The organism is Pseudoalteromonas holothuriae (assembly GCF_945859825.1).
Taxonomy (GTDB): Bacteria; Pseudomonadota; Gammaproteobacteria; order Enterobacterales; family Alteromonadaceae; genus Pseudoalteromonas; species Pseudoalteromonas holothuriae.
The window spans coordinates 159,571-185,218 of the sequence record NZ_CAMAPC010000003.1; the positions used below are offsets into that span (position 1 = coordinate 159,571).

Annotated in this window: 22 protein-coding genes; 8 read left to right on the forward strand and 14 right to left on the reverse strand. The window is 39.1% G+C overall.

Annotation, left to right across the window (positions count from 1 at the left end; all coding sequences use genetic code 11):
• Positions 1-182: 182 nt before the first annotated feature.
• On the reverse strand, positions 183-626 hold the full coding sequence (locus OCI93_RS05025; RefSeq protein WP_261591318.1) for a DUF6326 family protein: 444 nt from the start codon (positions 624-626) through the stop codon (positions 183-185).
• Between the two features lie 664 nt (positions 627-1,290).
• Here OCI93_RS05025 and OCI93_RS05035 point away from each other — a divergent pair.
• Positions 1,291-1,707, forward strand: a complete 417-nt coding sequence (locus tag OCI93_RS05035) for a VOC family protein (RefSeq protein WP_261591317.1) — start codon at positions 1,291-1,293, stop codon at positions 1,705-1,707.
• A 56-nt stretch (positions 1,708-1,763) separates the two neighbouring features.
• Complete coding sequence (locus OCI93_RS05040) at positions 1,764-2,153, forward strand: GFA family protein (RefSeq protein WP_261591316.1); 390 nt, start codon at positions 1,764-1,766, stop codon at positions 2,151-2,153.
• 165 nt (positions 2,154-2,318) lie between these two features.
• On the opposite strand, the gene OCI93_RS05045 is transcribed toward OCI93_RS05040, so the two are convergent.
• The 10 genes from OCI93_RS05045 to norR all read right to left on the reverse strand — a co-directional run bounded on the left by OCI93_RS05045 (position 2,319) and on the right by norR (position 16,263).
• Positions 2,319-3,284: a tetratricopeptide repeat protein gene (locus OCI93_RS05045; protein WP_261591315.1), complete on the reverse strand. Its 966-nt coding sequence runs from the start codon at positions 3,282-3,284 to the stop codon at positions 2,319-2,321.
• 135 nt (positions 3,285-3,419) lie between these two features.
• Positions 3,420-5,567, reverse strand: coding sequence for an exonuclease domain-containing protein (locus OCI93_RS05050; RefSeq protein WP_261591314.1), 2,148 nt, complete (start codon positions 5,565-5,567; stop codon positions 3,420-3,422).
• A 52-nt stretch (positions 5,568-5,619) separates the two neighbouring features.
• A complete protein-coding gene (locus OCI93_RS05055) occupies positions 5,620-8,937 on the reverse strand; it encodes a response regulator (RefSeq protein ID WP_261625902.1) in 3,318 nt (1,105 codons plus the stop codon).
• Positions 8,915-10,165 (reverse strand): ABC transporter substrate-binding protein, encoded by a 1,251-nt coding sequence (locus OCI93_RS05060; protein ID WP_261625903.1) that lies wholly within the window; start codon positions 10,163-10,165, stop codon positions 8,915-8,917. The genes OCI93_RS05055 and OCI93_RS05060 overlap by 23 nt, the downstream gene beginning before the upstream one ends.
• 168 nt (positions 10,166-10,333) lie before the next feature.
• A complete protein-coding gene (locus OCI93_RS05065; protein WP_261591311.1) occupies positions 10,334-11,185 on the reverse strand; it encodes an alpha/beta hydrolase in 852 nt (283 codons plus the stop codon).
• 4 nt (positions 11,186-11,189) lie between these two features.
• Positions 11,190-11,774 carry a TetR/AcrR family transcriptional regulator gene (locus OCI93_RS05070; protein WP_261591310.1) on the reverse strand — a complete coding sequence of 195 codons (585 nt, stop codon included), beginning with the start codon at positions 11,772-11,774 and terminating at the stop codon, positions 11,190-11,192.
• A 353-nt stretch (positions 11,775-12,127) separates the two neighbouring features.
• Positions 12,128-12,790 carry a DUF2306 domain-containing protein gene (locus OCI93_RS05075; protein WP_261625904.1) on the reverse strand — a complete coding sequence of 221 codons (663 nt, stop codon included), beginning with the start codon at positions 12,788-12,790 and terminating at the stop codon, positions 12,128-12,130.
• Positions 12,791-13,494: 704 nt separating this feature from the next.
• Positions 13,495-13,980 (reverse strand): bacterioferritin, encoded by a 486-nt coding sequence (bfr, locus tag OCI93_RS05080; RefSeq protein ID WP_261625905.1) that lies wholly within the window; start codon positions 13,978-13,980, stop codon positions 13,495-13,497.
• A 3-nt stretch (positions 13,981-13,983) separates the two neighbouring features.
• Positions 13,984-14,454, reverse strand: coding sequence for a bacterioferritin (bfr, locus tag OCI93_RS05085; protein WP_261591307.1), 471 nt, complete (start codon positions 14,452-14,454; stop codon positions 13,984-13,986).
• A 246-nt stretch (positions 14,455-14,700) separates the two neighbouring features.
• The gene (gene norR / locus OCI93_RS05090; protein ID WP_261625906.1) at positions 14,701-16,263 is read right to left on the reverse strand and encodes a nitric oxide reductase transcriptional regulator NorR; all 1,563 of its coding nucleotides are present in this window, start codon (positions 16,261-16,263) and stop codon (positions 14,701-14,703) included.
• Positions 16,264-16,422: 159 nt separating this feature from the next.
• On the opposite strand from norR, the gene OCI93_RS05095 reads away from it, so the two are divergent.
• From OCI93_RS05095 to OCI93_RS05120, 6 genes are all read left to right on the forward strand, one after another.
• Positions 16,423-16,647, forward strand: coding sequence for an SMP domain-containing protein (locus OCI93_RS05095; protein ID WP_261591305.1), 225 nt, complete (start codon positions 16,423-16,425; stop codon positions 16,645-16,647).
• Positions 16,647-17,864 carry an NnrS family protein gene (locus OCI93_RS05100; RefSeq protein WP_261625907.1) on the forward strand — a complete coding sequence of 406 codons (1,218 nt, stop codon included), beginning with the start codon at positions 16,647-16,649 and terminating at the stop codon, positions 17,862-17,864. Before OCI93_RS05095 ends, OCI93_RS05100 begins: the two co-directional genes overlap by 1 nt.
• Before the next feature lie 21 nt (positions 17,865-17,885).
• The gene (gene hmpA / locus OCI93_RS05105) at positions 17,886-19,040 is read left to right on the forward strand and encodes an NO-inducible flavohemoprotein (protein WP_261625908.1); all 1,155 of its coding nucleotides are present in this window, start codon (positions 17,886-17,888) and stop codon (positions 19,038-19,040) included.
• A 430-nt stretch (positions 19,041-19,470) separates the two neighbouring features.
• Complete coding sequence (locus OCI93_RS05110) at positions 19,471-20,463, forward strand: sensor histidine kinase (RefSeq protein ID WP_261625909.1); 993 nt, start codon at positions 19,471-19,473, stop codon at positions 20,461-20,463.
• Positions 20,460-21,230, forward strand: coding sequence for a LytR/AlgR family response regulator transcription factor (locus OCI93_RS05115; RefSeq protein WP_261625910.1), 771 nt, complete (start codon positions 20,460-20,462; stop codon positions 21,228-21,230). Before OCI93_RS05110 ends, OCI93_RS05115 begins: the two co-directional genes overlap by 4 nt.
• Positions 21,231-21,322: 92 nt before the next feature.
• Positions 21,323-22,855 (forward strand): MBL fold metallo-hydrolase, encoded by a 1,533-nt coding sequence (locus OCI93_RS05120; RefSeq protein ID WP_261625911.1) that lies wholly within the window; start codon positions 21,323-21,325, stop codon positions 22,853-22,855.
• 69 nt (positions 22,856-22,924) lie between these two features.
• Here OCI93_RS05120 and OCI93_RS05125 read toward each other — a convergent pair whose 3' ends face one another.
• The 3 genes from OCI93_RS05125 to OCI93_RS05135 form a co-directional block, all read right to left on the reverse strand.
• Positions 22,925-24,118, reverse strand: a complete 1,194-nt coding sequence (locus OCI93_RS05125) for a serine hydrolase domain-containing protein (protein ID WP_261625912.1) — start codon at positions 24,116-24,118, stop codon at positions 22,925-22,927.
• A 181-nt stretch (positions 24,119-24,299) separates the two neighbouring features.
• Positions 24,300-24,716, reverse strand: coding sequence for a DUF1801 domain-containing protein (locus OCI93_RS05130; protein WP_261591298.1), 417 nt, complete (start codon positions 24,714-24,716; stop codon positions 24,300-24,302).
• Entirely contained in the window at positions 24,716-25,621 is a 906-nt protein-coding gene (locus tag OCI93_RS05135) for a DUF4350 domain-containing protein (RefSeq protein ID WP_261625913.1), read from the reverse strand. Before OCI93_RS05135 ends, OCI93_RS05130 begins: the two co-directional genes overlap by 1 nt.
• Positions 25,622-25,648: the final 27 nt, after the last annotated feature.

Below are 25,648 nucleotides of genomic sequence, written 5' to 3' on the forward strand. Positions count from 1 at the left end.
AATAACCCCGAAAAATAATTGAAGCTAAAAAGTAGAGTTGGCTCGTAATCTAAACCTCTGTCCATTTATTCTTGATTTACCCGCCACGCCTAAAAAATAAAAATTTAACTTTCAACAATATAAGCCAACATTACTCCCATCATCACCACTCATCCCGATCTTCAATAATTTAAATCTAAGAACTATAATGTAGCTTCTTGTTTCCATGTGACTGCTAAATAGATAATGAATAGCCCAGTGCATATTTCAAAGAAGCTAAAGAACATATAATGAAGTGTACCGCCCATTGTAACGGTGTAAGCTTGAACTGTCGTGGTTATAAATCCTGCTATAATGTTTGAGTATCGGTTTAACTTAAACGTTAAAACTCGTGACAAAACAATCATAACCATAGGAATTTGCATCACAACAGCAAAAATGAATAAAAACTCTTCAGTGATCTTTATGCTACCAACTTGACCCGCCAAAAATGCTTCTAAATATTTAGATAAATGTAATGTAAATATGTCGCAATAAATATAATTCACAGTTAAGAAGATCCAAAGTACGGATAATAGATGTTTACGGTTGTCATCCCATTCAAAAATTTTCATGCCATTTCTCTTTAAAGTAGTAAATTTCGCCATCCAAAGTACCTTCAGGTGATTCTATTGTCGTTCGGATGGGCCTATCCGAACGTATTTTTTGTATTATTTTTAAATTAGGTGCTGTTTTAATCTTTTTTCACATAAATAGGCCTTTTTACCTCAGTATCAGCTCAACATAAAAATAAATCCCAGAACTGAGTTATAAAGAAAATAACAAGACAACCGTTATTTAATTCATCAAATAAAGTGAACATTTTATAGCTATTTCAACAAGGCACGATAAGCTGCAAAGCAATTATTCATCAATGGTTTCACTGGCATTCACCTAATATGGCTACCAATGAACTGTTGAGCATTATATGTATAAGGATCAACAACTCCTAGTAAAACCCCGCAGGTAAGTGATCATCATGTAATCAAAAAATGTGCTGTAATAAGTTAAAAAACAACCTGAAAATTTGACTCAGACGAAGTGACCATATGTGTCTGACTTATTACCAGTCCTTATCAAACGATTTAACATACCTACAGAAGTGATAAAATATGCACTTAGTTGCGAGTGACATTAAGCTTTGATCGGCGAAGTGATTATGGCTTTGACTTTAATCCTAACCCAAAAAAGTGGCACGAACACCCCGAGGGTGCCATCATGTCTATGCTAGTAAGTGAAATCTGAAATAAGAAATAAGAAATAAGAAATACTATGAAACAGAATATTGTCCATATTGCTCTCGTTGTAAAAGATTATGATGAAGCAATTGATTTTTACGTAAATAAACTCAAATTCGAGCTTATTGAAGACACTCTCCAACCTGAACAAGATAAGCGCTGGGTGACTGTAGCCCCACCAAACTCACAAGGTGTTACGCTGTTACTTGCTAAAGCTTCTAAACCGCAGCAGCATAGCTTTATTGGCAATCAAGCTGGTGGTCGAGTATTTCTTTTTTTAAACACGGATGATTTTTGGCGTGATTTTAAGCGAATGAAGTCAATAGGTATTAATTTTATTCGTGAGCCTGCGGAGCAAGATTATGGGACTGTCGCGGTGTTTGAAGACTTATATGGCAACTTATGGGATCTGCTTCAGTTAAACCCAAACCATCCAATAGCGAAAAGATAGCATATTAAATTGCTCCAAAAAGAGTGTGTACAAACGTAAATCTTGGGAATTTGGAAATGTTAAAAACATACAAAGGCGGATGTTTATGCGGCAATATTCGTTTTACAGCAATAGGTATGCCCAATAATCCACATACCTGCTCGTGTAGATACTGCCAGCGTCATAGTGGGTCACTGACTCAGGCATGGGTAGAATTTAACGCAGAAAGTATTACATGGGATGGACCAGGAGGAGAACCAAACCTTTGGAGGTCATCGGGTTATTCATCGAGGAGTTTTTGTGTTGTTTGTGGTAGTACACTCGGTGCTGTTGATGATGAGCCTGTTGTTGCATTGGTGCTTGGTACTTTCGACTCTCCTAATCGAAAAGAACTACGCCCAAAATCACACTCTTATATATCAAAAAAACCCAAATGGTGGTGTATACAAGTTGACACGGATACCTAACAATTAAAGTTTCGCTCCGTGGCATATTTTAGCTAACTGTAATCTCCCCTATAATTGCTTCATTGCCACTGTATGTATCTGATACAAAGCCATGGTAGGTTTTCAGTTTTGCATCAATACAGGTAAGGCCGCTCCAATCAAAAATTGTTAAATTTAAAATTGCATTCACTCCCAGTTGCACTTTTTAACGGCATCGAACCAGTGCGCTTCAAAACTTTGCCTTACAGGTGCACTGGGTAAGCTAACATCTATATCTAGCTTGCCCGCTAGATACCGATGTACTTGCGCTTTTAATTTATCGCTTTGCAAATCTTCATATGCCACTTTTAAAGCTAACTTTCGCTTTTCGTCTGGCTCATTGCCCTGTAGTTGTTCAAAGCGGGCGTTTAACCACAACAACATAGCTTGCTTTGATTTATTAGGAAAGATAGCAGTCAACTTTGAGGTTGGCTCAACCAAACGTTGGTAATTTACTAATTGCTCTTTAATCAAAAAAACAAATAGTAGGTTTATACCCGCTGAAATTTTGCCTGATCGTTTGTCTATCTCCTGATAGTCACTAAGTGCTTGGCGAAACAGTCGCTCAGCTTCATTAATGTTACCTTGATCTAACGCCATACTACCCAAGTTATTCTCAATCATTGCAAGTACAGGAAGTAGCTGCATTTGCTCTGCAAGAATTCTTGCACGCGCATAAAGATTACGAGCTTTTGAATGAGCGCCTTGCTCTCTTGCGACTAACGCCATACTGTTAGTTAATGTTAAGCGTTGTCGGTCATTTTCTGCATATTTATGTGAACAATCGAGACTAGTTTGTGCATCGTTATAGTAACGCTCTCTACGCAAAAAAATACCCAATGCGCTTAAAATAGTCGTTATATTGGCTTTAAAAAAAGGGCTTGATTGTTTTGTAAATGTTGCCTCAAGTGAGTCTAATAAACGTGTCATTTGATTGGTTGGCACGGACGCGCGCATCATAATCAAATGCCAACGTATAAACAAATTATCTGGGAGCTCTTCAGGAGCTTCAATGTTTTCTAGCAATACCATAGAGTTAGCTGGGTTTACAGTAAGGTAGTCTTCTGCTTCATTCAAGATGCCAACGGGGTTTAATCCACGAGCCAGTGCCATAAAACTAAGCCCAAGTGTTACCACGAGTAATAGTAGTCGCAATATGACCTTACCCCTTTACTTATCGATACGTATAACTGTAGCTGTAAAAAACCAAATACTCAAAACACCACACTGTTTACAAGCGCTTCTATGCTAATCATTTCTTCTTTGTTCATTTACCAAGAGCAAAATCTCCGCAGCCGCCATTGCATCATCCAAAGCTCTATGGTGCTGATTCAACTCAATGTTAAGCGTATTACATAAATTTCCAAGCGAATATGATGGATGGCCAGGCAGATATTTCCTTGCTAGTTGAACAGTACACAATTTGGGTTTACTAAATAACATACCTACTCTTTGAAACTCATGTTTTAAGAAGCCCATGTCAAAATTGACATTGTGCGCCACAAAAATTGTATTATCACAAAAGTCATTCACTTGAGACGCGATATCACTGAACACTGGCGCTTGAGCAACCATCTCATTATTAATACCAGTGAGCTGAGTAATATATTTAGGAATGCGCCGCTGAGGGTTCACTAAGCTTTGCCACTTTGCCACTATTTTACCCTGCTCAATTCTCACTATGCCAATTTCGGTGATACGGTCGAGCTCTTTTTTCCCTCCAGTCGTTTCTAAATCAACTACAGCATATGATTGATTAGGGTCAAATTGCCAACTCGTGCGCTGAATGTCAACATCAAAACCACATAGGCTAAGTTGATTAATAGATACGAGTTGATTTCTACGCAGCGAATCACCTGGTGCTTTTATTTCCTCAAACCGCAACGAATCTCGCTCCAACACCATTAAATCCGGAAAACCATCCTTTAAGTTTTTAAAATCTTTAGCCATTGCCTTTAATAACACAGTAAGTTTCTTTACGTTGGCATACTGGGCAAGTATTAACAGCTGTTCGAGCACTTTATCGTTCCAATTAAACAACGCATTTTGTTGACCATAATAAAATGTTGCCTGTTTTAACAACCAACTTTTAAAGTCATTGGTGCTATTAATGAGTAACAATTTTTCGTCAATTTTTGCGCCAAGAGTGTCGTAAAAGTGGTTAAGTTTTAGCATTTGAGGATAACGCTCAAACTCATTACAAGGCATACTATGTTCACTTTCATAAAGCTCTTGCCAAAAAACAATCGAAAATAACGCAAGCCATAGGTGATTTTCTGTATGCCATGCGCACACTCCATTTCGTTTGTAGTGCGCTATCATCCCTTGCTCTGTATTGCCTTTGTAAGCTTCATCTATCGCTATTATATGACTGTGCTCGCGCAATAAATCAGTTAAAATAGAAGTACGTTTTTGCGCAAACTTACGTAACAGAAAATCTTTGGCAAAAAGTAGCAAATGTTCATCATTAGGAGTATTCAAAATGGCTTCTAGAGAGGCTTTACAACATTCATGCTCACCTTGTGTATATAATAGCCTTACCCATTTTTCTTGTGCTTTTGCACTGGTACACTGTTCAAGCAACTGCATTGCCAAGTTGATGTGAGACTTTTCCAACAAACAAGCAAGCTTATAAAACACTTTTTCTTTTTGATAGTTTGCTTGAACACCAAGATCAGCGTCTATTGGCTCGCGTAAAAGCAGGTTAGCCAATGCAGCACTTTGCTCAATACCTGAATCTTGGAGTCGTTGATAATATTTAGCATAACGATAAGCACAAAGCGCAAACTGCCGATTCTCGAAATAACTACCGCCACTGGCCTTACTATGCGTTTTCATCACGCCTAAGTCACGCATCGAAAATTGTGACAAATTGCGTTCTAACCGATTAAAATATAAGAACAGAAAATACTCAAATTGTGGTGCAACACAAATATACAAGTAATGTTCTACTACTTCATGATGGACGACATCATCAAAGACAAGGTGCCGCTTTGCAAACTCAAACCAACATGATTTTTTTGCTGTTCTCGAGGGCAGTTTAACCGCCTCAATCACATTACATAAAGCCATTAATTCAGGCTTAGTTATTACGCTTAACCAATCTTCAAATTTTTCTAAATTTACATCTGTGATAAGTTCCTGCTGACGTAAAACCTTTAAAGCATTAGGTAAATTATTAATTTCTTTATATTTAAGTGTTGTGTGTGCTACAAAACTCGATGTCCGGTTTAACAACCGAACCATTAAGCAACGTTCATTCTCTGCTAAGTTATCAATACGCTCTAGCACCGAAAAGTGCTCGTCACATAACAAGTGCATATTATGGTGTCGAGTATGCGCTATAAATTCACTAAAATGATCGAGGTAGTATTTTTCTGGAAGTTGTTTTTTCACACGCACACCAAACTGTTTTTTTATACAGTATTACATGCTTGAGCTCTTCTAGCTAGGGGCTTTTAATTGTATGCGGCAACCAATCCATTAGCTTTTCTAATAATATTTCTTGTCCGATTGGTTTAGCAATATAATCATCCATGCCCGCTTCTAGACACTTATTTTTATCGCCGACCATGGCATTAGCAGTCATGGCAATAATATTTACGTTCTTGTAATATAATCCTGCCTCTCCATTGCGAATTGCTCGAGTTGCTTCATAGCCATCCAACTCAGGCATTTGACAATCCATAATTAGTAGATGGTACCTGTCATCTTCTTGCCTTTGTTCAAGCATGCTTAAAACTTCTTGTCCATCCGCCGCAACATCGACCATGTTAAGCCCTAATTTTTTCAGCATGCTCGTTGCTACGATTTGATTCACTTGATTATCTTCTGCAAGTAAAATACGAATAGATTCACTCCACTCAACTCGTTCAGGGTCAACCGCATTATTTTTCTTAAGTGCCTGAATATAACCTGATGTAACAAGTGGTTTTGCCTTAGCGAGCGCCTCGCCATTATCAGCAACAATTGAAAGTGCAGCAAATAAGTCAAAAGTAGTTGCTGGTTTAGGAAAATATGCGGCAAAACCAAGCTTCGCGAAATAATGTTCATCACCATGGCTTCCCATTGACGTCATCATGACCAGTTTCATGTCGTTTAGTTTAGGGTTTTGCCGAATTGCACTTCCTAACATAGCACCATCCATTGTTGGCATTTGCATATCTAAAAACGCGATGTCAAAACATGCACCATGCTCGTTCAAATAACGCTCACACGTTTGCAATGCCTGCTGGCCTGAACTCGCCTGCGAGACTTGCGCTCCCCAATGCTGAAGCTGTCCAATCAAAACTTCTCTATTGGTATGATTGTCATCCACAACTAAAATATGCAATTGTGACATTTCAACGCTTGGTAGCACCTGCGTAGAACCGATACTGTGTTTCATTAACACATCAAAACTAAAGCAACTTCCCTTGCCAATCTCACTCGATATAGAAACACTTCCTCCCATAAGCTCGCACAACTTTTTAACGATGGCTAGGCCAAGTCCCGTACCGCCATACTTTCTTGTTGTCGAAGCATCTACTTGAGAGAATGAGTCAAATAACTTATTTTGTTTCGATTTTGATATACCAATGCCCGTATCACGCACTTGGCATTCAAAGCGTAAACAATCGCTATCAGTTTTAACCAAACTAGCTGTAACAACAACTTCTCCGTGTTCGGTAAATTTAATTGCATTGCTGACTAAGTTTGTCAATATTTGCCTTAATCGGCTAGGGTCTCCTCTCACTTCTGACTCATCGACTTTGGTCATATCCAGTACTAATTCAAGTCCTTTATCTTGAGCTTGCATCGCCGCAGATTCAGCAAAATCGCCAAGCACGCCACGTAAATCATACTCTAATTCTTCGAGCTCCAACTTACCTGCATCGACTTTGGAAAAGTCTAAAATATCGTTAATTAAACCTAACAATGATGTTGCACTATTTAAGGCAACCCTCGCCCGATGGCTCTGCTCCTCATTCAACTGCCCATTGAGTAATAAATTAAGCATACCTAACACACCATTCATGGGAGTTCTTATTTCATGACTCATCGATGCCAAAAATTCGCTTTTCGCCAGGCTTGCTTGCTCCGCAGCAACTTTAGCTTCTTCTAATACCAATTCAGATTCAACTTCGCGGGTAATATCTTGCTGAATACCGACATAAGCTTTTAGTTTACCGGCACTATCAAAAACAGGTGACAGTTTTAAATTATTCCAAAATGGTTCGCCGCTTTTTTTGTAGTTGATAAGCTTAACAGCAAGCTTTTGATGCGACTCAATAGCCTTTCGCATCTGCATTTGGGTTTCTTTTGAGGTGTCTTTTCCTTGCAAAAAGCGACAATTTGTACCCAACACCCGCTTGTCATAACCACTCATCTCACAAAATGCCCGGTTAACAAAGGCTAAGGGAAGTTCAGGCTGTGTTGCATCTGCAATAGAGATACCTACAGTGCACGATTCAATTGCTTCAGCAAGCATATCGTTATGTTCTTTGGCCTCTTGCAGAGCACCTTGATACAAGCGCTGTTCTGTGATGTCTGTGAGCGAACCTGCCATTCTAACCGCTTTACCCTGTTCATTTTTAAGGGCAACACCTTTAGCACGAAAATAGCGATATTCATGGGAAAAGACTTGTATTCTCAACTCCAAGTTAAATGGGGTGTTATTTTTGAAATGGTTTTGCAATTCTCGCTTAACTAACGCTTTATCTTCGCTATGAATGCGAACCTCGATTGCACTAAGTTGATTTGGAAAAAGCTCAACGTCATCTCTATCAAAGCCGAGTAACTCTCTAAATCTGGGTGCAAAGTAAATATTATGCTTCTCTAAATCCCAATCCCACAATCCATCGTAGCTTCCTTCAATAGCAAGTTTATATCTATCTTCGTTCGCTTTTGCTCGCTGTTCCGAGTGTTCAATACGACGAAAAGGGTTTAATAACAATTGTCGGCCAAACACCAGCAGTAACCCAAATGACAAAGTTAAGCTTAACGTTACCGCCCAGCCTATACTTTTTTGAAATTGACTTACTTTTTCATTAAGGCGACTTGACTTGACAAAATACTCGTAAGTAATGCCTGTTGTTCCTATTACTTGTTTATTGATGCTAACGTAATCACTATTCGAGTCAAGATTACTATATTGAACCCACTTTCCGCTTAATGAGATAGCCGTTGTATAGTCCTGCTTGGCAGCAAGTAATACATCGTTTAAATCAATACTAAACCCTGCCAATAAAACGCCTTCAATAAAACCGTTGTAACTGATTGGCACGGCTATTTTAAACATTTGTGAGTCACCCTCTGGCGCAAGCACAATGGCTTTATCACTCTCACCACTGATTATTTTTTGCAGCCATAATGTATGGCTATCAATAAAGTTTTCAGAAAAAAGACTACTATAAACTGTTTCACCTAGCACATTAACTATTTGAATAGCTTCTTTTTGACCAAGTAAGGTCAGCTCATCGAAAAAGTCAGGCAGTGAAGCTGCAGAATGTCCACTTCCCATTACCCCTTGTACCAAAACTGGTTGATGCGCCAAATCCAATAAAAGCTGCTCTCGGGTTTCTAAAAATTGTTCTAGGTAGTTTTTGGTCAGTTTCGCTTCAACCTGACTGGTATTTATTTGCAGTTGTGTTACCGATTCGTTTGCTTTTTGTCCTACTAAAATAAGGCTTATACTCACCGATAAAAATAAACTCATTATCAAAAATGCATAAAATAGCTTATCTGATTTGAGCCTAAACATTTTACTTAATGACTGATTTATCATTTAACTTCCTGTTTAGCTGGGGCAGAAGCACCACGCCACCATCATCATCATATTTTGCCATGCAAAAATCGGCCAAACCAAGTGCTTCATGAGCATCATCATTATCCGCAGACCAAGTTGAAAAAGGTACTTCATATGTCTTAATAAGGCCCACAACAGGCAAGTTTATTTGCTCTAAAGCATCTCGCAATGCAGCTCTATTATGCTTTATATCATCGGTCAAAGTAGTATTGGATAAAGCACTTATTAACAGTCGGCCCAGATCATAGCTATGCACAAAGCCGGTAGGTGCGGGTAGTATTTCTATGTTTTTCATCGCAGCAGGAAATAATGCTTGAGCAGATGTCACAGTCGCTTTCGCTCGAGGATATCGCTTATAATTACGAAGTGAAAAGCAACTTTGAATAAAGTGTAATACTACGCCTTGCTGCAAAGCAGTACGGGCAGATGACCAAAAATTTCCTCCGGTGATACCCCAGTGACTTACAATGGGTATCTGTAACTCTTTAGGAAAACTCAACATCGCATTAACAAAATGACTTCCTTCTAATGCGTTGCCCACAAACACAATACAATCCGCATCACTTTGTAATATTTCTCGAATCATAATTTTGGCACTATTTAATTGCGTATTCCAATTAAACCAAGTAACCGCCGGAGCATTATTTACACCCGCAGCATCACGTATTGTTTTATCATTAGATTTACCCCAAGGTGTATTCTCTAAAAGTGTATGTATTGATTTGCACTTAAGTGCTCGCTTTGCGTGTTCAACCAAAGTGAAGCCTGCTTTGGTATCATCAATTGACAGTCGATACACCCAATTAACGCCATCAGGATAACGGGTTATTGGCCCGCCAGCTGCCCAAGGAATAAGCAGCAACACGCCATTTTCATTAATAAAGTTACGATATTTGATATAAGGTGGAGAATGTAACCCACCAAGTATGGCAAGCGCATCAGAGTCGTCTATAAATTGCCTGATATGCAAAAGGCTTCGATTACTGTTACCTCGATGATCTTTTTCAACCAATTGAAGTTGATAGCCTTGCACCTGATTATTAACTTCTGCTAAAGCCGTCAGCAGTCCCATTTTCATGGCGTTAGCCGATGCCCGATGGTTTGAATAATCAGAATCGTGATAAATTTTTAGTACTCGTGCTTTGTCTTCTGCATTGGCGTAAAAACTAATAAAATACAAAAATACAAACCAATAATGGAATCTCATAAACTAACTAGTTAACTCAATCATAGCATTAAAAGTAGCTCAACTTTTTAAAATTTGCAGTACTTACATAGCGATATATCCAAACTTTATGAACTATAATCCTCTAGCAATGGTAATACACTAAAACTCAGACTCATATAACAAATAGCAAAGCTACCTTTGTTATGATCATGCTTTGAGCATACTTAACTGAGCTGCGATAACTTGCCAAGTTTGTTCATCATTTATGATACGCCCATGCCCTAAACCTTGAGTTGTGATTAACGTTAAATGCGAGTGAATTTTTGCAACCTTTTCGCTAAGGTGATGAAAGGCAAATTTGTCTTCTAAATCATGTACAATCACAATGTTCTTATGTTTAGCTAAGTGGTGTTCAGGCAATAGATTTTCAAAAATCATATCGTGCTGGCTTTCTACTGATTTGATGACCGTATTGAATAAACGCTTGGATATACCCGTTGCTAGAATTCGTTGCTCAAAGCCGGTGTAAAAGTCAAATGGCGGCGCAATGAGAATGTGAACATTGGTGTTTACTCGATTAAGTGCCGCAATACTTCCCATTGAATGGCTGATTGTTGCAACTATGGGTAAGTCTATGTGCGCCTTTACCGCCTCTAAGCCTCGAACAAAGAGCGGTAAATTAGCTTCTTTACCCGCGCTATTTCCATGCGCGTAATGGTCAAACGCGATAACTTTAAATCCAAGTGCCGCAACTTTTTCCATAAGTGGATAGAACTGCCCTGTACTGCCGGACCAGCCATGGGTGAACAAAACAATGGGACCATCACCCAGCTCATAAATGTGTAATTGCTCAAACTGAGTATTTAGCTTGTATTCCTTCATTGTATTTGGCTTTATAACTTTGGACTGATGACGAACGGGAGTCAGCAATAATCGCTGTACGCACCTTTTACCCAAGCTTGGGGCAATACGCGCGACTATGCCCGATACCATTTTTACAGCATAATAGCTCAAAGATTTTCGGTTTTGTTGTTCGGAAAAGTAAATTTTACTGCTCATATTTCTATCCTTGATAGCGCTGAATTAAACGCGATAGTGCCAAGTTAAATCTGGTGTGTGTATCGTCTTCAAACCCAACCCACCTCATATGTTGCGAGCCCAAATATAAAGAATACAGTTCATAGGTAAACTGTTTTGCATCCGTTTGCTCACTTAGCTCTTTTACTTCGATAGCTTGGATGACTAATTTATTGAGATAACTGAGCCAACTTTGCAATAAAGACTTAACCAGATCTCGCACCGCACCAAGTTGATCGTCAAACTCAACTGCAGCAGAGATAAAAATGCAATTGCAAGCCTTGCCCTGATACCAACCTTGCCAAAGCTCACACGTTCTTAATAGCTGTGACAAAGGTAGCGACTGCTTATCGATTGGCGCAATGACAGTTTGCAAAAACAGTGCATGTGCATGTTCTAAAACAGCTAACTGTAAGTTTTCTTTTGAGTTGAAATGCGCAAACACCCCAGATTTAGACATGTTCATCGCTGCAGCTAAACCACCGATTGTAAGGTCATTTAGGCTTGTTTCAGTGGCGATATTAAGCGCAGTGGCCAATATTTGCTGCTTAGTATGCTTACCTTTATTCATTAACATCACAAAATAGAACGAACGTTCGTTTATATTATACGCAATATGAATCTTTGCAACACTAAATTTAATGGTCTACTTAAATTGCTCTAATAGAAATTGCCTTTGTCTACTTCTTAGGTTTATCTATACAAGATACGACAGCGAAAAAAAATAATAAGACATGTCAAAAGTTCTGACTTACAACTAGCCCACAACTGGTTATGTGACAGGTATCAGTTCTTTGTTTGCAGCACGTCAAATTAGAATGTAGCAAAACGAAGGCATTTATTATGCACGAACTAGATTATATTTTTTTACCACAACCAAATAGCTACATTAGTAGCATGCGATGGTTCAGTAGAGCATATTCTTCATATAACGCTTTCACCCACTTTTTTGAACTTTTGAGAAAAAAATATGACCTTAACTAACCAGTAAAAGAGCAACAGCACAAGTATCAATACTGGTATCCAGAGCACACCAGACGCTGTAACGGCTTCAGAAAAAACGTCCTGTGATAAAAATGACATCATTGCAAAAATAAATGCCAAGCACATACGCCACAAATGTCGTGCAATTCTATGTACACCTGCTATTCCTCCATTTACCAGCATTTTGGTATCAAGGGTCGCTGCGAATAATGCCAAGGTGCCAGTAACAAAGTAAATGGGGGTCATTTCTGGTGGAATACCATACATTTGTTCTCCATGAGTTACTTGCCAACCCAGATAATACAGGGTAAAGGATGTTAGATAAGCCATCACACAAGCAAAGATTTCAAACTTCCCTATTTGTTCAGGCGGTCGTCTAACGGTAAGCCAAGAGGTCGTTATTAGATAAAGTGTCAGTAAGCTAAAAGATGGCATTTGAGAAAGCATAATATCAAGTGCAAGTGCGCTTAATGAGACAAAAATCATAGAGAAAAAGAAGACATTGCCTATCTTTTTATGCAAGCCGCTACCTTTTGTAGTAATAAGTACCAGTAGGCCTGATACCAATGCCAGAGTTCCTGCTAGAATATGCACCGCATACATAGTTACTTTCCTTAAAAATTTTCAGTGATTGCTAATTATTCTCAGCGCTGGATAAGCGTATTTACCCAATAAAGCTATTTTGCACACACTCGTCGTTGCTTTCATTGGTAACAGCCAGTCATTACTGAATAAAAGCACCTTAATTTTGAACAAAATACAACCATTGGATTACAAGTTATATTAGTTAACAAACTACTCCCTATTTCAAAACCGTTATCCAAACCTTAAATTAACTAAGCAATCTCCATACCATCGTCTAGACGGCGATTTTAGGCGTATTAAGTAACTAAATGATAATTTTTTAGTGTTACTGACTAAATATTGGCTTAAATATTCGTAAAACTGCTAATGTTTTGTCTGAGTAACCATCATAAATTTGCTAAGCATTATTTAGTGAATTTCAGGCATATCGTGCATACAATAACTGTATTGATATACAGAGATAACTACTATAAATTCAAAAATCAGAATAAAACTTCGTTTATAAAGCGAGCTAATTTTAACGCTTTCTTTGACTTTTCTTGCATTATGAAATGATTTAACCGATCAAGTTGAGACGCTATTCCTACAGTTTCACCGCTAATAAATAGTATTACTTTTGGTTAATTGCTAACAATATTATATTTGTATCAAACATAACGTGACAGCCAATAAAAAAGCAGCTTAACGCTGCTTTTAGTTCACATTGTTTATACAAAAACCTATTAAGGCGCTGCACCACTGCCCATCTGGCTTTGAATGTAGTTTTGTAAACCAATTAGCTTAATTAGCCCTAAATGCTGTTCGAGCCAGTAGATATGATCTGTTTCAGTATCATCTAACAGCTGCTCAAGCATTTGACGAGTTACATAGTCATTTTCTTTTTCACACTGCGCAATAATCTTTTTTAAGCTTGCTGCCACCGTCATTTCTGCAGCTAAGTCATTTTCCAACATTTGTTGTACATTATCACCTACATGGATTGGGGCACGCGAGGCCGTATCAGGTGTGCCTTCCAAAAATAAAATACGCTCAATAATGCTTTTAGAGTGGTCAAGTTCTTCATCATATTCATGAGCAAGCTTGTCACCTAATTTGCCTAGGCCCCAATCTTCATAAATTTTTGAGTGTGCTAAGTATTGATCCATTGATGTTAGCTCTAGCGTTAACTGCTGATTAAGTAAATCAATAATTGTTTGACTGCCTTGCATAGGTTACTCCTCAATCTGCGATTGCAGATAGTTTTCAATGCCAGTGTGTTTAATTAAGTGTTGTTGTGCTTCTATCCAATCAACATACTCTTCTTCATACTCTAAAATCTCTTCAATTAATTCACGGCTGACAAAGTCATGTTCTTGTTCACACAATGCAATGGCAGATTTAAGCTCTGGAATTTGTTCCATTTCAAACGCTAAATCACAACTGAGCATTTCTTCTGTTTGCTCGCCAATACGCAACTTTTCTAAATGCTGCAAATTGGGTAGCCCTTCTAAAAACAAAATCCGTTCGATTAAATCATCGGCTTGCTTCATATCTTTAATCGACTTTTTGTAGGCTTTTTCATTAAGCTCTTCCAAACCCCAATTTTTATACATACGTGCATGCAAAAAATATTGGTTTATCGACGTGAGCTCTAAAGTCAGTATTCTGTTTAGTACATTTAAAATTTGCTTATTACCCTGCATGGGGCCCCCTAAAAAAACAAACACTCGCTCATTAACACTAGTTCAAAACATGGAGGGTGCAAGATTGATTAGCACTAAATAAAAATTTAATATATCCTTTTAAAATAAATGACTTATAACATTATTGAGAGTGATTAACATTGCTAATTACAGTTGTAGTTGCAATACGTTTCCTACCGTTACTTATAGCAAGTTAACGGGTCACTTTAACACGATAAAAATGACTTAAAGAAGAGATAAACTCTACTATAAATATTTTTTAATTTGCACATTTAGCCGCTTCGCTAAACGCACTAAATTCGCTCTATCAATTTGTAATGCACGCGCTGTAGCCGACCAGTTTAAATTATGCTCTTCAAGTGCTTGAATTATTTTGCCGCGTTGAAAGTCATCTACCGCCACTTTAAGAGCCTGTGTTGCGTTTGCGGTTGAAGGAACACTGACTTTAGTTTCTGTGATTATGTTACTGGTGTGCAACTCACAATATTTCGGTTCAATACAGATAATGTCTGCTGGCCACTGGGCTTGTTTTGCTCTGAGTGCACTTCGGCTAATCACATGCTCTAACTCTCGAATGTTACCCGGCCAATCATACTGCTTTAAAATTGTTTCAAGCTTTGAATTTAGCGTTACCTGCTTTATGCCCAGCTTCTTGCGTACTTGTTCTATAAAAAAACCTGCCAGTAGGGGAATATCATCACGGCGAGCCCGCAGCGGTGGTACATTAATAGGGTAAACGCTGAGGCGATGGTATAAGTCAGCTCGAAAACGCCCTTGTGCAACTTCATTCTCAAGGTTACGGTTAGTTGCTGCTATAACACGTACATTCACCTGTTCAGTTTTATCAGCTCCTACAGGCTGAATTTCACCACTTTGAAGTACACGCAATAATTTACTTTGAATACTCAGTGGCAGCTCACCTATTTCATCTAAAAAAATAGTACCACCATCAGCTAGCATAAACTTACCTTCACGGCTTTTATCCGCACCAGTAAATGCCCCCTTGCGGTGACCAAAAAATTCACTCTCAGCCAAAGTTTCAGGTAATGAAGCGCAATTAACTTGAACAAAAGCTTGCTCAGCTCGCGGCGAATATTTATGAATGTTGCGCGCCACCAGCTCTTTACCAGTACCCGTTTCGCCGTGAACTAATACACTAAAGTCAGAACTAGCAACCAGCTGTATGTCGCTGCAAAGTGAATGCATAGCAGCGCTTTGCCCAACCATGTCGTGAGTCGCTTGATTCAGCGCTAAGACAAGCGCATTACCATGCTGTGCTTTGCGCAACAGTTGCTCGTTATACATAGCGCATTTAACCTGTTCAGTAACAATGTCATTTACATGCTGTAAGAACGATTCACTATAATGGCTAAAGCTTCCAGGAGTTAGACTATCTAATGTTAAAATGCCTAATAACCGCTGCTCATCAAACAAGGCTAACCCCATACACGAATGCACAGGCATATCACCATCTGTCGCTAATAACAGCCCATCGTAGGGATCTGGTAAATCACAGTGCTCATCAAAACGAAGTGGCCCACGAGCTTGACCGATAGCCGCTAAACGTGGATGCGCGTTAATATCAAAGCGCCGCCCAAAAGAGTCTCTGGTTAACCCATCTAGTGCCACTGGCGTGAGCATACCGTTTTGGTTAAGCAATAGTGCCACTGCATCAGCATTAATACAGGCTTTAATAGCCTGTATTAATGCACTATAAAAACCATTAACCGAATCAGTTAGTTGTGAAGGTTGAGCTCGAGTCAGAGCAATACTCAGCGTAAGTAGTTGTGATAGCGCTTGCGGCTTCATGTCAAAATGACTCATATTGTTAATTATGAACATAAAATAATATGTCAAAATGACTTCATTTTCAAACTTAAAATCATAAGGCTTTGATTTATAAAAGCATTAAAATTGGCACGTTGAATGCTATAACTAAACACAATTAATCAGTTCAAGGTGTTTAGTATGCAAAATACCACCCTTATTTTAAAAGCTGCTAATACTGCGTTAGTGCTGCTCGCCCTTAGCTTTAGTGCCAGTGTAATCGCAAGCTACCCTTTAGCTGACTATTTTAGTCTACCTTGGCAAATTTCATTACACATCTCAACGATTGTCATTGCAGGATTATTTAAGCTCAGCTATGTGGCGCGCTGTGTGTGCCAATACCAACTTGGTATGGAGGTAAAATAATGCGCCCAATCAATTTATCAGAACCTATTAGCGCGCATGCTAAATGGTATCAAATTGAACAGTGGCCATTATTTATGCTGGCATTTAGACCGCTGTTTTTATCAGCTGCCATATGGGCGGTGATCAGTATTGGACTCTGGGCAGGGTTATTAATTGGCCAGCTAACGTGGCATGCCCCCATTACTGCCACACTTTGGCATGCACACGAAATGACTTTTGCTTTTGCAGGGGCTGTTGCCGTTGGCTTTTTGCTAACAGCCGCACAGACTTGGACCAATGTACCTAGTATTAGCGGTTATAAGCTGGCTTTGCTTTTAGCTATTTGGGTCCTTACCCGCGTCATATTTTTTACTCAACCACAAGCCTTGTTAGTGGTGTTAATGGGTCAACTCGCATTTTGGCTTATCGCCATTACTGTACTGAGCAATATGCTCATTCGCGGCAAATCAAAGAATAATTATATATTTATTGTGCTGTTAACTGGGTTGTGCATATTCAATACACTATTTTTTATATTACTGATGCAACAAGATTTTGCTTTAGCACGCATATTTACTCAGATTGCCGTATTGATGTTTATGTTACTCATTGGCATAGTCGGTGGCCGTGTGATCCCTTTTTTCACGGCCAGAGGACTGAAACTGACGCAGCAAGTACGCACACCCAAACTAGACCAGTTGTTACTTTGGGTAAGCGTTTTGGGTATTACGGGTTTTGTATTGAGCCAAATATTTAAGTTACCACTGAACCCTGGTTACCTATTGGTTTTAAGCGCCTTGTTGCACGTTATCCGCACTATATTGTGGTTTAACGCAAAAACCTTGTCTGTGCCTTTACTTTGGTCACTGCACCTAGGTTACATCCTTGGTGCAATTGGATTATTACAGCTGGGAATCAGCTTCTTCACCCCACTTATAGCCTTTACTGATGCTTTGCATTTGATCACGCTTGGTAGTATTGGCTTGATGATCATCGCCGTCATGGCTCGAGTATCTTTGGGCCATACAGGTAGGCCCTTGCAAGTTCCCCACACTGTTAGCTTAGCGTTTATGGCCGTTGCAATAGGTGCTATATGTCGTGCCTTTTTACCCTATTTTATTTCCCCACACCTAGCTTGGCTATACAGCGCAATACTTTGGTGTGTTGGCTTTAGCTTATTTGTTTATCACTACTTTAACGTGTTAACGCAACAGCGCGTTGACGGTCGTCGTGGTTAATTTTTTACCTTTGGAGTTACTATGTTATCTCAGCGCACTATTTCTTTAGTTAAAAGCACCATTCCTCTTTTAAGCGACGCGGGTACTGCGGTCACCGCGCATTTTTATCAGCGAATGTTTACCCATAACCCTGAACTTAAAAACATTTTTAATATGACTAACCAACAAACGGGCAAGCAACAATTCGCGCTATTTAGCGCCATTGCGGCCTATGCTACTCATATTGATAATCCATCAGTACTACAACAGGCCATTACTCGTATTAATCACAAACATGTTAGTTTAAACATCCAAGCAGAGCATTACGATATTGTTGGCTACCATTTAATTGAAACACTCAAAGAGCTAGCGCCAGAGCAATTCACACCAGATATAGAGCAAGCATGGCGCGAAGCCTACGCCCTATTGGCCGATTTATTTATTAGTCAAGAAGAAGGCCTATATCAAAAAACTCAAAATCAAGTCGGTGGCTGGCGTAATGAGCGTGAATTTACCATTGATACCATTGTAAAAGAGTCAGAAAACGTAAAAAGCTTTTACCTTACCCCCAATGATAAACGCCCTATTACCCACTACCAAGCGGGTCAGTTTATTAGTGTAAGTGTACAACCTGAACAAAGTGCCAATACGCAAATTCGCCAATATTCCCTGTCGCAGTCGCCTAAGGCAAACCATTATCGCATTAGTGTGAAAAGACAAGGGCTGGTGTCAACGCACTTGCACCAATTAAATACAGGCGACACACTCACGCTTTACCCACCAGCAGGGGACTTTGTGCTACAAAATACCCCAAATGAAAAGGTATTTATCAGCGCTGGCGTGGGCATTACTCCCATGATGGCAATGCTAGAGCAAGCAATAAATACCGCAACAACTGGCAAAATGGCGTTTATTCATGCCTGTGTCGACGAAACTGAACATAGTTTTAGGCCATTCATCGAACAGCCACACGCAAACTTGAGCAAAGAAATTTGGTATGAAAATAGCGATGCTGGCGATCAAACTGGGCGTATTCAACTGAGTCAAAGCAAACTTGACTTACCATTAACACATGGTGAATTTTACCTCTGCGGCCCCACTGCATTTATGGAAGCAATTAAACAGCAGTTACTTGATTTGGGTGTGGAGTCGCAGCGTATTTTGTATGAAGTATTTGGGCCACATGAGGCACTGTGAAAATACCCTATTAGTGAAAACAGCCTAGGCACTCAATCAAAGGCCCCACACAAGTTAGGTGATAGTTAGTTCCGAGCGGCCAATAACAAACGCAAGGTGGCAGCTGGTAAGTTCAATATAACAGCCCTGATTGCCACCTTAAATCCGTTGTTCTAACGAAGGTCAGGGTGTTATTAAGCTTTTGACTTCAATAACAGAGGGCCCTGAAACAAGCTCAGGATGACTAGGGGACTATATAGACTCTCTGCAAATGTCAAAAAGAAGGAGTTAAAATAAATTAGATAAGAGTGACGATTATTTTCACTCACACATCCGTAACAAAGCTTTACACAAAGATTGAGCAATAATATTGTAGCCTATCATTATCGAAACCTAATCATAATCGGTGAAGTATCATTTGCATAAGTATCCAATTTTAATAGCGGGCCATGTGTTATTTTGGCTAAGTTATTTAACTGCTGAACATATAAGTCACTTACTTTATGGTGAAAACCATTGGCAAGGGAGCGTGTTTTCGTCAGTATTTATAATGGTCGCGAGCGCATTACTTGCCATGCTTTTTATAAAGCTCGAAAAAAAATCCGTCAGTGTAAGATATACATTGGTACTATTTTTAGGCTTACTAACTCTAGTTTTTTGGAATAACTTAACCAGTATTTTGCACGGCCACACCAGCTTAACCGCTTTAATACAAGCACCTATATTAGAGTCACTTACTGGCAGCGCGTATCGTGTCTTGTTGATTATTGCTTGGGCAGGATTACTTGCTTCGGGCTATAACTACCTACAAAAAAAAGCACATGCTAAAGAAATAGAACAAGCTCAGCACACCGCTAAAGAAGCCCAGTTGCAACTGTTAATGACCCAGCTTAATCCACATTTTTTATTTAACGTACTCAACTCCTTAGATGTGGCTATATTAGACAAAGATACTAAAACTGCACATCAAATGCTGATAAAACTCAGTCAATTTCTACGCATTACGCTGGAGCACAAATTCGATAAAAAAATACCACTTCACCAAGAGCTTTCCTTGCTCAGTTACTTTGTAGAAATTGAGCAGCAACGCAGCAAACAACATATTGAGTTTAATTATCAGATACAAAGCGATGCCGAACAAGCCTATTTACCGCCACTGATTTTGCAGCCATTAATGGAAAATGCCATCAAATTCAGCAGACAGATATTGACTGATTGCGAGATAATACTGGTCGCTACCATAAGCAATAAGTTGCTACATATAAATATCAGCAACCCATACATAGAAACGGCATATTCAAATACTAACGGCACGAATACAGGGCTTAATAACGTGAAAAATCGAATAGAATTACTATATGGCAGCAGCGGGCAATTTTGCATACAAATTGGAAACAATCGATTTAGTGTCAATTTGATCATTCCTTTAGAAGTTGCAGCATGACAATAAATTGCTGGGTAATTGACGACGAACCTGCAGCACACAAAGGATTAGAACTTGCGCTGCAAAACCATAGCGATTTTAGCGTTGTTTATCATGGTTATAATGTGGACGAGCCCGCTGCGCTAAGTTTGCCTAAACCGGATGTGGTATTTCTAGATATTGAAATGCCAAGGCAAAATGGCTTTGCACTATTAAAATTGTGGAACGAGCCACTACCTCATATTGTGTTTATTACTGCCTATGGGCAATACGCCGTGGCTGCATTTGATAATAATGCGCTTGATTACTTACTCAAACCAATTGAGCAAGAGCGGTTTAATATCATGATAAATAAAGTCAGGCAGCATATTAAACAGCAAACGCTGGTATTAAAACGAGCTAGGGTAGAAGCATTTTACGAACAACTAAAACTGCAAACCTCACAACTTGGGTTGAGTGTAAAAACCAGCGAGGGGCTTTTTTACATAAAGCAAAAAGACATCCTTTATATTGAAGCAGTTGCCGATCACCTCGCATTACATTTTGCAGACAAGGCAATGTTATCAAGGGACTCCTTTAAGCGTCTCAGCTTAGAATTAGACGATAAATTCTTTGCTCGCTCACATAAGTCATACATGATCAATTTGGCACATGTCCGTAAAGTAGAAAAGGGTCGATTTGGTGATGCGCTACTGCTAATGAGTAATGGCGAGTCAGTTAAGATGAGCCGCCGTTATAAAGCGCTGCTAGTGCAGCTAAATAAAGTGAACAACAATGCAGCCACATAGCGTAAATTTATAGCCGCTTACTGACTTTTAATCGTTTACCAGTTTGAGCTATGCCAATGTAATCTCAAAATCACCTAGAGGTTACCTTCTGTATGCACAATCCAAAAAGTTACCAAAATATAAAAAAGCGGCTTCGCAAATCCAGTTTCATTCCTTTTATAAAACAAAAGCTTGCTACTATTAGTTGTGTTGTATTGTTGATACCTGCTTCAACATACGCGCATGATAAAGCTACTGCCGTAAGTCAAGAATCTGAAATCATCAGTAAAGTAATTAACGCCTATGGCGGTGAAGCGTTAATTAACGCAAAAAGTATCAAGGTGTTAGATTACAATAAAGGCCCGTGGCCCGGAGAAAGTGAAATACCTGGTGAGCCTGAAATATGGCGTATCAATGAAGAGCTTATTATCGACTTTGAAAACAAAAAAAAGGGTCTGCTATCTTATCGTGCGCCTCGTACCACCCTTGATTTAGAAAAATGGATTCATGATGGTAAAAAAACCGTTATGTACGACATTTTGCATAACAAATACTCTGTCGAAGAGTGGGCCAGTTACGAGTGGTTAGGCAGCTCACTGATACGCAGTAGCGATACGTTACAAGCTAGGCGATTGCACACTGATTTAAAGTCAGCGCAGTACATAGGTAATGAATACTATCGAGGCAAGGTGCATCAAAAATTAGCCATCACCTTAAGTTCAGGCACACAATTTACTTATTTTATTGATATAACATCTGGGTTGATCCGTAAAATACAACGGTCCCATCCACGCATTGGCAATATGCTTTATGTGTTCTCCAACCATCAGACAGTTAATAAGGTGGTATTTGCACAAGATCTCAACTTTTTCATCAATGGCACATTACGCATTACTTCTGTCGAGCGCAATATAGAGTTAAACCCAAATATCACTCGCGCTTTTAAAGGTTTTGATAACTTTACTCAGTGGGGAGATACTTTTAACTACTCTGATTTACATATTGAAAAACGTGCTGACGGTGTTTACCAAGTAGGAAAAGGCCGTGCTTTATCGGTTTTTATTGAACATTCTGACTATTATATTGCGCTTGGGGCAGCAAATGCGATAGAAAACAATTTTGCCGAAATCAAAAAGCGCACTCACACTGACAAACCAATTCAATACTTTATTGTAACCCACCATCATAACGCAAATTTACAAGGGCTTGATAAAGTACTCGCGCTAGGCGCAAAGCTTGTCTTCTCTGACGCACATAAAAGCGTCATTACTGAGTCATTATCGTCAAAACATTCAGCCGATGACTTTGTTGTGGTGCCCGACAGAACTCCCTTTAACATAGGTAATCTCACACTCAGTGACATTGCCACAGCACACGCTCAGCATTACCTTTTAGTCTATTTTCCTAAACATAAAATGGTCTTTGCAGAGGACCATTATGTCACTAACTTAAAAACGGCTAAGCCGCGTATTTATCACGATATGGTGCGCTTTGCTCAAGCACTTGACGAACTTAATATCGACGTGGAAAAACTGATTGATATTAGAGGGTGGCGGCAACTTAACATCGCAGATTTTAAACGTTGGACCCGCGACTTTACAGCCAAAACATGTCCAAAAGACTATGCTATTTGCACTAAAGGGTAAGTAATAAGTAAAAGGCAGAGCATAGAGTAATGCTAGGCTCTGCTAAACAGGTGGACATAAGATCAGTAATTACAACCCGCCGAGTACTTTTGCTCGGATCACAGTTCTAAATTCCTCGACCATTTTGTGTTTTTCTGGCTCACGTTGGCGGTCAAACACATGGTTGTAAAATAGGCTAATACTTACATCTTCATCAGGATAGTAATAACTACGAGTGATATATCCATTGTTATAACCACCATGAACATAGGCCATTTTACCATTTAGGTGAGTATTTTTACTGTTTTCAGTAAGAACGATAACACCACCGCCATACTGCCTGCGTTCATCTAGTTTATTTAATAAGCTCAACATCTGCTGTTTTATTTGCTCATTAAACGGCGTTAACGCTTTACCAAACGCCCGGTAGAATTTTGCTAAGTCTTTTGTGGTGCTAACCATACCGCCATCGGCTGCGCGGTAGCCTAAATTAACATGGCGGTAGCTTTTAAGCTTACCTGCTTGCAGCTCATACCCATCTACCAATACACCATCAATATCTTCTCTTTGATAGTAAAAAGTATTTGCTAAACCCAATGGCTCTAGAAGACGTTGTCGTATTTCAATTGCTAAGTCATATCCCAAAATATGGTCGATTATCATTCCTAGCAATAAATAATTAGTATTGGAATAGTCAAAGCCATGGCCTGGCTTAAATATGGGGGGTTGCCCAAATGCGTAACCCAGCATTTCCAACTCACTCCAATCATGGTTTGGTATCTGTTCAACCTTGTGCCAAAAACCCGGTGTCGATAAATAATCGTATAAACCACTGGTATGCGTTAACAAATGTCGTATCGTGATTTTATCCATATTAGGCAGCTGACTTATAATGTTTTTACTTAGGTAATGGTCGATTGGTTTATCTAAATCAATTTGCCCTTCTTGCGCCATCAAAAAAGTGATTGTTGCAACAAAGCTTTTCGTATTACTGGCAATTCTGAACAAATGCTCTGGCAAAAGTGGGGTGCTATTTTTAATATTTGACAGACCACTCGTATAAGCGCGCTCAAAATTTGGGGTTTCTATGTAGACCGAGACACCCGTTAGTCCACTACGCACGACTTTATCTAGAAGTGCTTGATAATCTTCATTTACATCAAACGATATAACGTCTGTCGAAGGTTCTTTAGCAATCGGCGTATCTATATTCTGCGATTTTTTACCACCACATGCGACTATTAAAAGCATTCCTAAACACAAAAGTAGAGTGTGCGACTTCATGATATTTTCCTATGTTGACTGTACGACTCCTTTATAACAGGCACTGGTTCATATGCTGTCCCAAGTGATAATACAAGACAAATTTTTTAACTTGAAAACGTAGAAAAACATAGGGGATTATTTTAATAATATGAAAATAAAGCTTATTTTTTTATTAAATCACTTATAACTAAGCAGCTTTTTAAGCTCCCAACAAAGGTAAATGCTTCACCTTGTGATAGGTTAAGGCAAGCTCAATACAGTGTTTAATTGCATGTATAGGAAGTGGATGATTTAACTTCAACACAATGGCCCTATTACCTTCAAACTGAAGTAAGCCGCTGTAAATTTGCCGAAAAGTATCAACCAATTTGGTATTGCAGTTAAAAAATAAGTAATAGTTGTCGGGAGATTTTAGCTTCCAGTCTATTCTTATTGGACTACCTGATTTAACCCGATAATTTGGCTCGCCCCATTTTAAAGATTCTTCGACTGCTCCCGCACCTATATCTTTGGCAACATCTAATATTATCGCTCTTAGCTCATCAAGTGCAGGGCGAACTGAAGCAGGGTAGTTTTCAAATTTTACTTCAACTGCCTCATTCGTAATAACACCCATTATATTGCCCGTGATAACCAATACATTACATTAAGCAAAAACCGTTCATTTTGCTCTGCACTTTTTGATACGAGCCCAAGCTTTTTACCTGTAGGTACATATACTTGAGATGTAAACATACTGGCTTCTGCAAACACCGCAACCCGCCCTTTTCCTATCTCTAATACAGCCCCTTGAGACCAACCAGCTATAGAGACTCTAGGTGTTTGCTGGTTAACCTTAAATGGCTTATCTGGCAGTGCTGCCACAGCGTCTTTAGGCAGTTGCAAAATATTTTTTGCATTGCTTGGTACTTTAAACGCATCTCCACCTAAACTTCGCACCTTCGTAACTTGTCCAGTTCGCTCTGTACTATTTAAGATCGGGTGCTGTTTTAAAGTCTTATTGTCTTTGCTGAAAGTAAATTTGCTAACATGCCCATTAGCAAATTCAAAGCCAAATGCAGCAGCAAGTTTTTCAGCGGCTTTAGGAAATGGAATATGGTCTGCAACCAAAAATAATGCACCTCCTTGTATTACCCATGCTTTAACTGCACTGATTTCTTCATCAGTAAAAGCGTTATAAAAAGGGCCGTCCCAGTTTCTACTATTCTCCTTGTGTAGTGCATTAGCCAATACTAAAATATCAGCTTGTTCTAAGCTTTTTTTAGTAAGTACTTCTTTATTTGCTTTTACAACGTAGCCATCACTGCGCAATACCTGTGCAAACGGTTTATAACGGCCATTAAGGGTATGAAAATTATAATGAGCTTCGTCAATCAGTACTAATGGTGCTTGCTCTTTATTAAAGCGTTTAAACGTATTTTTAGGTTTAAAGTCAGGATCGGGTTGTTGAGGTGAACCATCTCCATTGCAAGCCACAACCCCAAGTGCCAGCAAAGTATAAAGTACAAATCTAAGCAACATAAAACTAATATCCCTTTACTTTCTATG